At 73.0% G+C, this 13,101-nt stretch carries 14 protein-coding genes; 4 read left to right on the forward strand and 10 right to left on the reverse strand.

Annotated features, from left to right (window positions below; translation table 11 throughout):
- Positions 1-42 precede the first annotated feature (42 nt).
- Together MRBLML1_RS17465 and MRBLML1_RS17470 are read right to left on the reverse strand one after the other, a co-directional pair.
- Positions 43-1,824 (reverse strand): BCCT family transporter, encoded by a 1,782-nt coding sequence (locus tag MRBLML1_RS17465; RefSeq protein WP_364518297.1) that lies wholly within the window; start codon positions 1,822-1,824, stop codon positions 43-45.
- Between the two features lie 212 nt (positions 1,825-2,036).
- Positions 2,037-2,552, reverse strand: coding sequence for a class I SAM-dependent methyltransferase (locus MRBLML1_RS17470; protein WP_364518299.1), 516 nt, complete (start codon positions 2,550-2,552; stop codon positions 2,037-2,039).
- Between the two features lie 51 nt (positions 2,553-2,603).
- On the opposite strand from MRBLML1_RS17470, the gene dapB reads away from it, so the two are divergent.
- A complete protein-coding gene (gene dapB, locus MRBLML1_RS17475; RefSeq protein WP_364518301.1) occupies positions 2,604-3,395 on the forward strand; it encodes a 4-hydroxy-tetrahydrodipicolinate reductase in 792 nt (263 codons plus the stop codon).
- Here the strand turns inward: dapB and MRBLML1_RS17480 are convergent.
- From MRBLML1_RS17480 to MRBLML1_RS17490, 3 genes are read right to left on the reverse strand one after another with little or no spacing between them, the layout of a single operon-like run.
- Entirely contained in the window at positions 3,392-3,694 is a 303-nt protein-coding gene (locus MRBLML1_RS17480) for an AzlD domain-containing protein (protein WP_364518303.1), read from the reverse strand. The genes dapB and MRBLML1_RS17480 overlap by 4 nt on opposite strands.
- Positions 3,694-4,365, reverse strand: coding sequence for an AzlC family ABC transporter permease (locus MRBLML1_RS17485; RefSeq protein WP_364518305.1), 672 nt, complete (start codon positions 4,363-4,365; stop codon positions 3,694-3,696). The genes MRBLML1_RS17480 and MRBLML1_RS17485 overlap by 1 nt, the downstream gene beginning before the upstream one ends.
- Entirely contained in the window at positions 4,362-4,901 is a 540-nt protein-coding gene (locus MRBLML1_RS17490; RefSeq protein ID WP_364518307.1) for a GNAT family N-acetyltransferase, read from the reverse strand. Before MRBLML1_RS17490 ends, MRBLML1_RS17485 begins: the two co-directional genes overlap by 4 nt.
- A 52-nt stretch (positions 4,902-4,953) precedes the next feature.
- Between MRBLML1_RS17490 and MRBLML1_RS17495 the strand changes: the two genes are divergently transcribed.
- Entirely contained in the window at positions 4,954-5,964 is a 1,011-nt protein-coding gene (locus MRBLML1_RS17495) for an aldo/keto reductase family protein (RefSeq protein WP_364518309.1), read from the forward strand.
- Here the strand turns inward: MRBLML1_RS17495 and MRBLML1_RS17500 are convergent.
- The 5 genes from MRBLML1_RS17500 to MRBLML1_RS17520 are packed head-to-tail and all read right to left on the reverse strand — an operon-like array spanning position 5,961 to position 9,852.
- Positions 5,961-6,494 (reverse strand): dihydrofolate reductase family protein, encoded by a 534-nt coding sequence (locus tag MRBLML1_RS17500; protein ID WP_364518311.1) that lies wholly within the window; start codon positions 6,492-6,494, stop codon positions 5,961-5,963. The genes MRBLML1_RS17495 and MRBLML1_RS17500 overlap by 4 nt on opposite strands.
- A gap of 28 nt (positions 6,495-6,522) precedes the next feature.
- Positions 6,523-7,182: a hypothetical protein gene (locus MRBLML1_RS17505; protein ID WP_364518313.1), complete on the reverse strand. Its 660-nt coding sequence runs from the start codon at positions 7,180-7,182 to the stop codon at positions 6,523-6,525.
- Positions 7,179-7,766 carry a DUF3043 domain-containing protein gene (locus MRBLML1_RS17510; protein WP_364518315.1) on the reverse strand — a complete coding sequence of 196 codons (588 nt, stop codon included), beginning with the start codon at positions 7,764-7,766 and terminating at the stop codon, positions 7,179-7,181. Before MRBLML1_RS17510 ends, MRBLML1_RS17505 begins: the two co-directional genes overlap by 4 nt.
- An 8-nt stretch (positions 7,767-7,774) precedes the next feature.
- A complete protein-coding gene (nadA, locus tag MRBLML1_RS17515) occupies positions 7,775-8,950 on the reverse strand; it encodes a quinolinate synthase NadA (RefSeq protein ID WP_364518317.1) in 1,176 nt (391 codons plus the stop codon).
- Positions 8,951-8,994: 44 nt separating this feature from the next.
- Positions 8,995-9,852 (reverse strand): GNAT family N-acetyltransferase, encoded by an 858-nt coding sequence (locus MRBLML1_RS17520; protein ID WP_364518319.1) that lies wholly within the window; start codon positions 9,850-9,852, stop codon positions 8,995-8,997.
- A gap of 78 nt (positions 9,853-9,930) precedes the next feature.
- On the opposite strand from MRBLML1_RS17520, the gene MRBLML1_RS17525 reads away from it, so the two are divergent.
- Together MRBLML1_RS17525 and MRBLML1_RS17530 are read left to right on the forward strand one after the other, a co-directional pair.
- Complete coding sequence (locus tag MRBLML1_RS17525) at positions 9,931-11,949, forward strand: phosphocholine-specific phospholipase C (RefSeq protein WP_364518321.1); 2,019 nt, start codon at positions 9,931-9,933, stop codon at positions 11,947-11,949.
- Between the two features lie 50 nt (positions 11,950-11,999).
- A complete protein-coding gene (locus MRBLML1_RS17530) occupies positions 12,000-13,085 on the forward strand; it encodes a glycerate kinase (protein WP_364518323.1) in 1,086 nt (361 codons plus the stop codon).
- Positions 13,086-13,101 lie beyond the last annotated feature (16 nt).

The following is a 13,101-nucleotide window of genomic DNA, read 5'->3' on the forward strand; positions in this document are numbered from 1 at the left end:
CACCGACCGGGGACCGGTCGGTGAGCCGCGCTCACCAGCACGCTAGGAGCGACCCTGGGCGGGCTCGGACAGCTCGGGCTCGCCCGGCGCGGGGTCCGGCTCCACCGGCTCCACCGAGAGCGCGAAGTCGTCGCCGTGCTCGGTGACACCGGCGATGACGGCCTGCTCGATGGCCTCCTCGCCGTAGCGCTTGCGGACCATGAGCGGGTCCTCGCGCAGGTCCTTCATCAAGGACGCGGCGAGACCGATCATGATCACCACGAAGGGCAGGGCGGCGACGATGGTGATCGTCTGCAGGCCCTCCAAGGCGTCGGTGCCCCCGGCGAGCAGCATGACGGCGGCGACCGCGCCGGTGGCGATGCCCCAGAAGATGACGACGGGGCGGCGTGGCTCCGTCGTACCGCGCTCGGAGAGGCTGCCCATCACGATGGACGCCGCGTCCGCGCCGGAGACGAAGAAGATCGCCACCAGGGCCATCACCAGGATGCTGGTCGCGGTCGCCCACGGGAACGCCTCGAGGGTGCCGAACAGCTGGGCCTCCAGGCCGTCGGCGCCGGCGATGTCGGTGCCCTTCTCCTGCAGGTCGATGGCGGTGCCGCCGAGGATGCAGAACCACAGCACGCTGACGACGCTCGGCACGAGCAGCACGCCGGTGACGAACTGGCGGATGGTGCGCCCGCGGGAGATGCGCGCGATGAACATCCCGACGAAGGGCGTCCAGGACAGCCACCAGGCCCAGTAGAAGACGGTCCAGCCGCTGAGCCAGGACTCGGTGTCGGCGCCCTCGGCGCCGGTGCGGGCGGCCATCATCGCCAGGTCCTGGACGTAGCTGCCGACGGAGGTCGGCACCAGGTTGAGGATGAACACGGTCGGGCCGACGACGAACAGGAAGAAGGCCAGCACGACGGCGAGCACCATGTTGGTGTTCGAGAGCCACTGGATGCCCTTGGCGACGCCGGAGACGGCGGAGAGCACGAACGCCACGGTCAGCACGGCGATGATCACGACGAGGGTGCCGTTGCCCAGCGGGCCGATGTCACCGACGATCTCCAGGCCGCTGCTGATCTGCAACGCGCCCAGGCCGAGCGAGGTGGCCGAGCCGAAGAGGGTGGCGAAGATGGCGAACATGTCGATCAGCCGGCCGGCGCCGCCCGAGGCGCGCTTGCCCAGCAGCGGCACGAAGGCGGCGGAGATGAGCTGCACGCGGCCCTTGCGGTAGACGCCGTAGGCGATGGCGAGACCGACGACGGCGTAGATCGCCCAGGGGTGCAGCGTCCAGTGGAACATCGTGGTCGCCATGGCGGTCTGCACCTTGGCGTCCGGGTCGCCCTCGGTGCCCGGAGGCGGCGTGGCGAAGTGGGAGAGCGGCTCGGAGACGCCGTAGAACATCAGGCCGATGCCCATCCCGGCGCTGAACATCATCGCGATCCAGGAGACGGTCTTGAACTCCGGCTCCTCGTCGTCGCGGCCGAGCGGGATGGTGCCGTACTTGCTGACGGCCAGCCAGACGACGAACACGACGAAGCCGCTGGTGACCAGGACGAACAGCCAACCGGTGTTCGTCATCACCCAGTCCAGGGCGTGTCCCGAGGCGGTGGAGAGCGAGTCGGTGCCGAGCAGCCCCCACACCACGAAGGCGATGCTCACGGCGGCGGCGAGCCCGAAGACGATCGGGTCCAGCCCGCTGCGCGGCGGGTCCTCCGGCTCGATGGCTTGGTCCAGAGCCGGGTGCGGTACGACGTCCGCGGCCGGCGCGCGCAGCGCGGTCTCGGCGATCTCGGCGGCTCGATGGCTGTCAGTGGGTCTTTTCAGCTCTTGAGTCACAAAGGGTTCTGGTACCCGCTCACCAAGACTTCACGCTGTGACGGTCGTCACAGACGGCGCCCGAGGGTGCCCACCGCCGTACGGCTGTGGGGAGGCCGGCGGCCTCCGGTGGCGGCCCGCAGCGGCATCTACCCGGGCGTTGTGGCCTCTACCCGGGTGGTCTACCACCCTGGTAGAGGTCTGGACACGTAGTTACAAGAAGTGGCGGGCGCTCAGCGACGGCCGATGATGCCGATGACCGGCGGCTGCTTGGAGTCGACGATGTAGACCCGGAAGCCGCCGTCGCGCAGCTGCGCGGAGGTCTTCGCCAGGATGTCGGGCACCTGCTCGGGGCGGCTGGTGTCGAAGAAGAGGTTGACCGAGCCGCCGGGCATCAGCCGCTCGTGGAGCAGCGCGATCTCCTCGGAGGCGTCGCGCACCCAGAACAGGTTGACGTCGAAGGCGAAGACCTTCGTCAGCCGCTTGACCGGCACGCGCAGGGTCGCCAGGTCGATCTGGCGCACGGTGAGCCGCCCGGCCTGGATGTGCTCGGCGCAGCGCTGCTTGGTGCGGTCCACCCCCGCCTCGGAGCGGTCGATGGCGAACATCTTGCCCTTGCCCTCGAGCCGGCGGCAGATGAGGTCGGCCGCCGCGCCGTTGCCGCAGCCGATCTCCAGCACGTGGTCGTTGGGCTGGACGTCCATGAAGTCCACCGCCCACCGGATCCGGCTCGGGATCTTGTTCACCATGGGGGCCAGCCTGCCAGAACGGCTCCCCGCGTGACGCACTACCTTGGTCCCGTGAGCACTCGTGTCGCGCAGGAGGCAGGTTCGGGGGACGGCGGACGGCTCCGTGTCGGGGTGCTCGGCGCCCGCGGCAAGGTGGGCGCGGAGGTGGTCCGCGCGGTCGAGGACGCCGCCGACCTCGACTACACCGTCGGGGTCGACCAGGGCGACCCGATCTCCGCGCTCGTCGACAGCGAGACCCGGGTCGTCGTCGACTTCACCCACCCCGACGTGGTGATGGACAACCTCCGTTTCTGCGTCGAGAACGGAATCTCCGCCGTCGTCGGCACGACGGGCTTCGACGACGAGCGGCTCGACACCCTGCGCGGCTGGCTCGCCGACAGCCCCGGCACCGGCGTGCTGATCGCCCCCAACTTCTCCATCGGCGCGATCTTGATGATGCGCTTCTCCGCGATCGCGGCGCCCTTCTTCGAGTCCGTCGAGGTCGTCGAGCTGCACCACCCGACCAAGGCCGACGCGCCCAGCGGCACGGCCCGTCGTACCGCCGAGCTGATCGCGGCCGCCCGCCGCGAGGCCGGCAGCCCGCCGATCCCGGACGCCACGAGCACCGGCATCGAGGGCGCTCGCGGCGCCGACGTCGACGGGATCCGCGTGCACGGGCTGCGCATCCGCGGCCTGGTCGCCCACCAGGAGGTCGTCCTGGGCGGGCTCGGCGAGACGCTGACGATCCGGCACGACTCGTTGGACCGGGTCGCCTTCACGCCCGGCGTGCTGACCGGCGTACGACGGATCGGGGACTTCCCCGGCCTGACCGTCGGTCTCGAGAGCTTCTTGGACCTCGACTAGAGCAAGCGCAGCAGCGCCGCCGCGGCGGCTGAGCCGAACACCACGACCAGGAACGGCGCCCGCAGGAGCAGCAGCACCACGGCCACGCCCAGCGCGGCGGCGCGGGCGTCCAGGACCAGCGCGCGGCCCTCGGGTGCGGCGAGGACCTGGACCGCGACGAGCGCGGCCAGCAGCGCGACCGGGACCAGGTCCGCGATCCGCGCGACCACCGGGTGGGCGAGCACCCGGGCCGGCACGGAGAGCCCGGCGAGCTTGAGCAGGTAGCAGCCGAGGCCGGCGCCGAGGACCGCCCACCACATCAGCGCTCACCCCGCCGCAGGGACCCGACGAGGACGGCGACGCCTGCCGCCACCAGCACCGGTACGCCGGCCGGGGTCGCCGTCACCGCACCGGCGGCCACGAGTGCGGCGAGCAGCGCGGTCAGCCGGGCGGTCGGGGTGGTCAGGCGGGGCCACAGCAGCGCGAGGAAGGCCGCACCGACCGCCGCGTCGAGGCCGAGGTCGCGGGGGTCGCCGAGCTGCTCGCCGGCGAGGGCGCCGGCCAGTGTGGTGAGGTTCCACAGCACGAAGATGGTCAGGCCGGTGGTCCAGAAGCCGGCTCGGGCCAGGTCGCGGTCGGGTCGGTTGACCGCCATCGCCGTGGACTCGTCGATGAGCACGTGCGCGGCGGCGGCCCGGCGCCAGCCGCGGTAGCCCAGCAGCGGCGCCATCCGCAGCCCGTAGAGGGTGTTGCGGGTCCCGAGCAGCAGGGCGGTGAGTGCTCCGGAGACGGCCGAGCCCCCGGCGCCGAGCACGCCGGCCAGGGCGAACTGCGAGGCGCCGGTGAACATCAGCAGCGAGAGCACGCAGGTCTGTGCGACGGTCAGGCCGGAGGCGACGCCGACCGCGCCGAAGCCGAGCCCGTAGGTGCCGGTCGCGATCGCGACGCCCAGGCTGTCGCGGACGACTCCGCGCCGGTCCGCCTCGGTCACGTCAGGGCGGTGTGCAGCCGGACTTGCTTCACCGTGGCGCCGGTGTCGTCGGCGAGCTCGCGGCTCGCGCCGTCGGCGGCCCAGCCGGCGCTGGTGAGGAAGGTGCGCAGCACGTCGTCGCCGGCGTCGACCCAGCACACCCCGCGGGCGAAGCCGTCGGCGACGAGGGTGTCGACGCAGGCCTGGAGCAGCCGCGAGCCGTGCCCGGCGCGGGTCTGCTCGGGATCGATCGTCAGCTCGCCGACCTCGCCGTCGACCGACGGGTCCGCGTCGGCGTCGCTGTTGGGGCCGGTCAGCGCGAAGCCGACCACCCGGTCGTGGAGCAGCGCGACGAGCGCGCGGTGGCGGGCCTGGGGCGGGCGGGCGAGGGTGCCCCGCCAGGCCTCGGCGAGCTGCTCCACCCCGACGCCCTGCTCGGCGAGGAGCGCGGCCAGCCGGCCGTCGTACCGCTGCTGCCAGGCGCGGAGCTGCACCGCGGCGATGCCGGGGGCGTCGGCCGGCCAGCCGACCCGGACGGAGACATCTGCGGCAACCACGTGGCCAGTGTGTCAGTGCCGTCGTCTGGGCCGGGTGGCTAGGGTCGGAAGCATGGAGAAGCGCAACCTCGGTGCGAGCGGCCTCAGGATCTCGGCCATCGCCTACGGCAACTGGCTCACCCACGGCTCGCAGGTCGAGGAGGACGCCGCGCGGGCGTGCGTGCAGCGCGCGCTGGACGAGGGGATCACCACCTTCGACACCGCCGACGTCTACGCCAACACCGCGGCCGAGACCGTGCTCGGCAAGGCGCTGGCGGGGGAGCGGCGCGAGGGCCTGGAGATCTTCACCAAGGTGTTCTGGCCGACCGGCCCCGGTGCGCACAACGACCACGGGCTGTCCCGCAAGCACATCATGGAGTCGATCGACGGCTCGCTGCGCCGGCTCGGCACCGACTACGTCGACCTCTACCAGGCGCACCGTTTCGACCACGAGGTGCCGCTGGAGGAGACGATGGTCGCCTTCGCCGACGTCGTGCGCGCGGGCAAGGCGCTCTACATCGGCGTCTCGGAGTGGCGTGCGGAGGAGATCCGCGCCGCCGCCGCGCTCGCCAAGGAGCTGCGGGTGCCGCTGATCTCCAACCAGCCGCAGTACTCCATGCTCTACCGGGTGATCGAGGCCGAGGTGGTCCCGGCCTCCAAGGAGCTGGGCCTCGGGCAGATCGTGTGGTCGCCCATCGCGCAGGGCGTGCTCACCGGCAAGTACCTCCCCGGCCAGCCGCCGCCGGCGGGCTCGCGAGCCACCGACGACAAGGGTGGCGCGGACAACATCGGCCGCTGGCTCAAGGACGACGTGCTGGAGCGGGTCCAGCTGCTGCAGCCGATCGCCGACGCGGCCGGGCTCTCGCTCGCGCAGCTCGCCGTCGCGTGGGTGCTGCAGAACGACAACGTCTCCGCCGCGATCATCGGCGCGAGCCGCCCCGAGCAGGTCACTGAGAACGTGAAGGCCGCCGGGGTGCGGCTCGACGCCGACACGATGGGCGCCATCGACCGGGTGCTCGAGGGCGTCGTGCTCACCGACCCGTCGCTGACGCGGTCGCCGCGTCGCTCGGAGGTGCTCAGCTAGCGCTCGTAGTGCAGCACGACGGCGCCGGACGTCAGCTCGGCGCGGTCGACGAGCCGCAGGTCCAACGGCTGCGTGAGGCCACCGAAGAGGTATGGCCCGTGGCCGGCGACGTGCGGGTGCACGAGCAGCTCGTAGGAGTCGATCAGGCGCTGCTCGGTGAGCGCCTGTGCCAGCCGGACGCCGCCCACGAAGACCCGGTCGCCGGGGGCCTCGCGCAGCCGCGCGACCGTCGCGGCCAGGTCCGCGCCGCGGACCAGCTCGGCGTTCCAGTCGACGGCGTCGAGGGTGTCGGAGACGACGTGCTTGCGGGCGGGGTCGATGATCCGCACGAAGGGGTCCTCCGGCACCGGCGCGCCCGGCGGCTGGCGCCAGGCGTCCTCCATCAGCTGGTAGGTCACCCGGCCGAAGAGCAGTGCGTCGGCGCGCGCCATGCTCCGTGCGGTGTGGGCGTGCAGCTCCGCGTCACCGGCGATGGCGCGGTGGTCGTAGCAGCCGTCGAGGGTCAGGTTGAGGGAGAAGTGCACCCGCATCCCGCCACGGTACGACGAGCGGGCGTCCTCAGAGGCCGAATCGGTAGCGACTGGTCGGCACCAGGTCGAGCCCGTCGGCGGCGCCGAACCGGGCGCAGCTGTCCATCAGCACGGTGAGCCGTCGCTGCAGCTCGGCGTCGTCGCCGCCGCTGCCGTAGAACGCGTGCGGGTCGCTCATCCCGGCCATCGGGAAGAGCTCCTCGACGATCCCGGCGACGTCGGCCCCGCCGGGCGTGAGCGCCTCCAGCACGGGGTTCTGCACGTAACCGAAGGTGCCCTGGGTGTCGATCGCCACCTGGGTGTGGCGCTCGAGCCAGTCGCTGCGCCAGACGTCGGGGCTCATCGCCGCGGGGCGGCGCAGGAAGGCGAGGTTGGCCAGGGCGTCCGCCCGCTCCCCGTCCGGCACGACGGGCGGCGGGATCGGCTCGCGCTCCTCCACCAGCCAGGCGTCGACGCTCTCGTCGACCTCCTGCAGCACGTGGAGGGCGGCCGCCGGGTCGGGGGTCCACACCGAGACGACGGCCGTGATCGGCGTACCGGGGCCGAAGCGGAGGGCGGCGGCGACGGCCGCGTCGTCGACGTTGACCTGCAGCGCGGTGGCGCCGCCGGCCGCGAGCGCGGTGCGCAGCGCGGGCGCCCGCAGCACGGGACCCGGGTGCGCGCCGTGCAGCGCGGCCACCACCTTCACCGGTGGTAGTCCTCCGGCAGGGCCTGGCCGATCTTCACCCGCGACTTGGGGATCCGCATGAACTTCATCTGCATGGCCCGGGTCAGAGCGTAGTAGGTGGTGCCCTTGAGCGGCTCCTCGGGAAAGCGGCGCTTGAGCTCGCGGCGCAGCCGGAACCGGATGCTCACCATGTCGATGATCACGAAGAGCACGGCGATCATCATCACCATCGAGCCCGCGGCGGCCATCGTGCGGCTGCCGGCGAAGCCGAGGATGAGGCTGATGAGCAGCAGCGGCATCAGCATGTCGATGATCGAGAAGCGGCGGTCGATCCAGTCGCGGATGAAGCGGCGCACCCGGCCCTTGTCGCGTGCGGGCAGGTAGGACTCGTCGCCGGACTTGATGCCCTCGCGGATCTTGCGGCTCTGCTCGGTGCGGTGCTCGCGCTGGAGGCGGCTCATCTCCCGCTTGTCCCGCGGGGCGCGGGCGCGCGCCTTGGCGGCCGCCTCGGCCTCCTTGCGGGTGGGGGTCGGGCGTCCCTTGCCGCCGGGCTTGGCGACGGTAGGGGTGGTCTCCTCGACGGGAGCCTTGGTGCGCTTGAACACGGGGGAGATCAGTCCTTGTGGGTCTTGCCGGGCAGGTCGAGCATCCGCTGGAGCGCGGTGAGGGCGTCGGCCTCGGTCTGCGGGTCCACCTCGACCTGGTTGACGACGGTGCCCTCGACGAGGTTCTCCAGCGCCCACACGAAGTGCGGCAGGTCGATCCGGTTCATCGTCGAGCAGTAGCAGACGTTGCGGTCGAGGAACATGATGTTCTTGTCCGGGTGGGCGTTCTTGAGGCGCTGCACGAGGTTGAGCTCGGTGCCGATCGCCCAGCTCGTGCCGGCCGGGGCCGCCTCGATGGTCTTGATGATGAACTCCGTGGAGCCGACCAGGTCGGCCTTGAGCACCACCTCGTGCTGGCACTCGGGGTGCACCAGCACGTTGAGGTCCGGCACCTTGGCGCGCAGCTCGTCGATGACGTCGGCGGCGAAGCGGCCGTGGACCGAGCAGTGGCCCTTCCACAGGATGATCCGCGCCTTGGCGAGCTCCTCGGGGCTGACGCCGCCGTCGGGCTTGAACGGGTTCCACACGACGCACTCGTCGAGGGAGTAGCCGAGCTTGAGCACCGCGGTGTTGCGCCCGAGGTGCTGGTCGGGCAGGAAGAGGACCTTGGTGTCGGCGCCCTTCTGCTGGAACGCCCAGTCGAGCGCGACCTCGGCGTTCGACGAGGTGCACACGACGCCGCCGTTGCGCCCGCAGAACGCCTTGATGTCGGCGCTGGAGTTCATGTAGGTGACCGGGACGACGACGTCCTGGACGCCCGCCGCGGCGAGGGCGTCCCAGGCCCGCTCGACCTGCGCGATCCGCGCCATGTCGGCCATCGAGCAGCCGGCGGCGAGGTCGGGCAGGATCACCTTCTGGTCGGGACCGGTGAGGATGTCGGCCGACTCCGCCATGAAGTGGACGCCGCAGAAAACGATGAACTCCGCGTCCGGCCGCGCGGCCGCGTCGCGGGCCAGCTTGAAGGAGTCGCCGGTCACGTCCGCGAACTCGATGACCTCGTCGCGCTGGTAGTGGTGCCCGAGCACGAACAGCCGGTCGCCCAGCTTGGCCTTGGCGGCCCGCGCACGGGCGACCAGGTCCGGGTCGGAGGCCGCCGGCAGGTCGCCGGGGCACTCGACGCCCCGCTCGGAGAGCGGGTCGGTGCCACGGCCGAGCGGCAGCAGCGGGAGGTCCACGGTGGTCATGGGCACATCCTAGTTTGGGGTGGCCCGCGGACCCCGATCGGTGCTCACAGCAGCGCCCCGTCGTGGAGGTACGGCGCCGGGGGCGCCATCCCGCGGAGCCCGAGGTAGCCGTGGGTGCTCAGCTCGAGCCGGGCGGCGAGGCCGACGTCGACCGCCCAGGCGTTGGCCATGGTCACGTGGGAGGCCAGGAAGGGTCCCTCGGCGCGGGCCAGGCACTCCCACAGCAGCCTCCGCGCGGTCGCCTCGTCCCGGGCCGCGAGCGTCACCAGCCGGCGTGGGCTCGCGTAGGCGTAGCCGGCGCGGTCGCCGGCGACCAGCAGCGTGCCGTCGGCGGCGAGCGCCTCGTGGTCCGGGCCGTGTGGCCCACCGCGGTGCCGGCGGTCGAGGTCGTCGAGCCACTCGCGGTCGGCGCCGGTGCCCTCGCGGACGCCGGTCGCCGCCGGCAGCGCCGACCGGTCGACGCGCCCCTCCAGGCGCAGCTGGGGGTGCAGCGCGAAGCCGGCCGCGTGGTAGCGCCGGGCCGCCAGCGGGTCGGCGGAGGCCGACAGCATCGCCCGCGGGCAGCCCGCGCCGTGCCGCTCGGCGGCGGCCAGCAGTCGCGCGCCGGTCCCGGCGCCCTGCAGGCCGGGGCGCACGGCGAAGGTGACCAGGCACCAGACCTGCTCGCGGCGGAGGCTCGTCGCGATGCCCACGACCGCGCCGTCGGACTCGGCCACCCAGCAGCCCGGGCCGTCGGTGGTCACCAGCCGGCGGGTGCGGGCGATCCAGGCCGAGCCGTCGGGGCGTCGTACCGGCTCGGGATCGGCGGCGCGGCGCAGCCGCAGGTCGAGCGCGTGGAACGCGTCGGCGCTGATCTCCTCGGCCGCCTCGACGTCGTCGGCGGTCATCGGTCGCACGATCACGTGCCCGACCCTAGACATTCACGCGCCGGACGCCTCCCGATTCTCCGCGGTTCCGGGGCCGCCGAGAGCGTCACGTCCATGGCTGACCTCGACCGCCGTCGTTTCCTGCAGATCACCGGGGCGAGCTCGCTCGCCGGCCTGACCACGAGCCTGCTCGGCAGCGTGGAGCGCGCCGCCGCGGTGGCCCCGGCCCGTCGTACCGGCACCATCCGGGACATCGAGCACGTGGTGGTCCTGATGCAGGAGAACCGGTCCTTCGACCACTACCTCGGTGCACTGCGCGGCGTGCGCGGGTTCGGCGACCCGCACCCGGTCCAGCTGCCCTCGGGCAAGCCGGTCTGGCACCAGCCGAAGGGCGGCGGGGGCGGTGACCTGCTGCCGTTCCACCCCGACGTGGACGACCTCGGCGGCGCCTACCTGCAGGGGTTGCCGCACGGCTGGCCCGACGGCCACCGGGCGATCAACGCCGGCCACTACGACCAGTGGGTGCCGGCCAAGGGCGCCGCGACGATGGCCTACCTGCAGCGGCAGGACGCGCTCTTCCACTACGCGCTGGCCGACGCCTTCACCGTCTGCGACGCCTACCACTGCTCGTTCATCGGCAGCACCGACCCGAACCGCTACTACCTGTGGTCGGGCTGGACCGGCAACGACGGCAGGAACGGCGGCCCGGTCCTCAACAACGACGAGAAGGGCTACGGCTGGACGACCTACCCCGAGCGGCTGGAGCAGGCCGGGGTGTCGTGGAAGGTCTACCAGGACGAGGGCACCGGGCTCGACGCCGCCGGCTCCTGGGGCTGGACCAGCGACGCCTTCATCGGCAACTACGGCGACACCTCGCTGCTCTACTTCGACGCCTACCGCGACGCCCGGCCCGGCGACGCCCTCTACGAGAAGGCCCGGGTCGGTACGCGCAACCGCGACGGCCAGGGCTACTTCGACCTGCTCGCGGCCGACGTCGCCGCCGACCGCCTCCCGCAGGTCTCCTGGATCTCGGCGCCCGAGGCGTTCACCGAGCACTCGAACTGGCCGACGAACTTCGGCGCCTGGTACCTCTCGAAGGTCCTCGACACCCTCACCTCGAACCCGGACGTGTGGGCCAAGACGGCGCTGTTCATCACCTACGACGAGAACGACGGCTTCTTCGACCACCTGGTCCCGCCGCTGGCGCCCGGTCCGGTCGTGCCCGGCGCCTCGACCGCCTCGACCGAGCACGAGCACCACGCCGGCGAGGACCCGCGCTTCGTCCCCGGGCCGTACGGGATGGGCCCGCGGGTGCCGATGTTCGTCGTCTCTCCGTGGAGCACCGGCGGCTGGGTGTGCTCGGAGACCTTCGACCACACCTCGGTGCTGCGCTTCCTGGAGCGGCGCTTCGGGGTGCGCGAGCCGCAGGTCACGCCGTGGCGCCGCACCGTCGCGGGCGACCTGACCTCCGCGTTCGACTTCTCCCGCCGTCAGGCGAGCGTCCCGCCGCTTCCCTCGACGGCGTCGATGGCGCCTCCCGACCGCAAGCGGCACGAGACGTTCGTCCCCGCGGTGCCGGCCACCGGCACCATGCCCACGCAGGAGCCCGGCGTGCGCCCGGCGCGCCCGCTCGGCTACGACCTGGCGGTCGTCGAGCGCGGCGGCGGGCCGCTGCGGCTGCGGCTGGTCAACCGCGGGTCGCTGGGCGTGCACGTCCAGGCGCGGCTGATCGCGCCGGCCGGCGTACCGCACAGCTACACGGTGGAGGCCGGCAAGTCCCTCGACGTGGACCTGCCCGTGACCGGCGCCTACGAGGTGCACCTGCACGGCCCGAACGGCTTCTTCCGGCGCTACGCCGGCGACGCGAGCCGCCCGCAGCCGCGGGTCGCGCTGGAGCTGCTCGGCCGGGGCTCCGGCAGGCTCCGGCTGCGGGTGGACGGCGCGGCGAGGGCCGAGGTCCACGACGCCTACGCCGGCGCGCTGCGCCTGCGCGGCGGCAAGGTCGACCTGGACACCCGCGCCACTGGCGGCTGGTACGACGTGACGCTCAGCCTCCCGGGTGGCTTCGTGCGCACGCTCGCCGGGCACCTGGAGTCGGGCCGGCCGAGCACGAGCGACCCGCAGCTGGGCTGACGGCGCGGCGGTCCCGCCACGGCGGCCGTCCCGTCCGCCATGATGGCGCCATGCGCGTGCTCGTGGCCCCCGACAAGTTCGCGGGCACCCTCACCGCGGTCGAGGCCGCGGAGGCCATCGCCGAGGGCTGGCGGCGCCAGGCGCCCGACGACGAGGTGGTGCTGGCGCCGATGTCGGACGGCGGGCCGGGCTTCGTCGACGTGCTGCACGCCTCGCTGGGCGGTGAGCTGCTCGCGGTCGTCACCGAGGCGCCCCAGGGCCACGAGGTGCCGGCGACCATCTTGATGGTGGGCGACACGGCGTACGTCGAGAGCGCGCAGGCCTGTGGGATCCACCTCACCGACGCCACCCTCGGCGAGTTCGGCACGACGGTCGGCGTCGGCCAGCTGCTCCTGGAGGCCGTCAACGCCGGCGCCACGCGGGTGGTCGTCGGGCTGGGCGGGTCCGGCACCAACGACGGGGGAGCGGGCCTGCTGGCCGCGCTCGGCGCGAGCGCGGACGTCGCGCTCGACGTCGGCGGGATCTTCCTGGAGGGCGTCACCGACGTCGACCTGAGCATCGCCCGGGGGCTGGTCGACGGGGTGGAGATCGTGGCGGCCACCGACGTGGACAACCCGCTGACCGGGCTGTTCGGCGCGACGAAGACGTTCGGCCCGCAGAAGGGCCTCGACGAGGAGATGCAGGTCCTGCTCGACGGCTACCTCGAGCAGTGGGCGGCGGTGACCGACCGGCGGCTGGGCCTGGAGCCCGGCGCCGGCGCCGCGGGCGGGATCGGCTTCGCGCTGCTGCTCCTCGGCGGGCACCGGGTCTCGGGCATCGAGCTGGTGGCCGACGCGGTCGGGCTGGCCCGGCAGGCGGCGACCGCGGACCTGGTGCTCACCGGCGAGGGCGCCTTCGACTTCAGCAGCCGCGCGGGCAAGGTCCCCGCGGGGGTCGCCGCGATCGCCGCGGCCGCGCTGCGCCCGTGCGTCGCGCTGGCCGGCCAGGTGCTCGTCGGGCAGCGGGAGATGCGGGCGCTGGGCATGGACGCGGCGTACTCCCTGGTCGACGCCGTCGGCGAGGAGCGCGCCTTCCGCGACCCGGCCGGCGCGCTGAGCGAGCTGGCGGCCCGGGTGGCGCGGACCTGGTCCCACTGAACAGGAACATGTTCTA

This window comes from Nocardioides sp. LML1-1-1.1 (genome assembly GCF_040676175.1).
In the GTDB taxonomy this organism is placed as follows: Bacteria; Actinomycetota; Actinomycetes; order Propionibacteriales; family Nocardioidaceae; genus Nocardioides.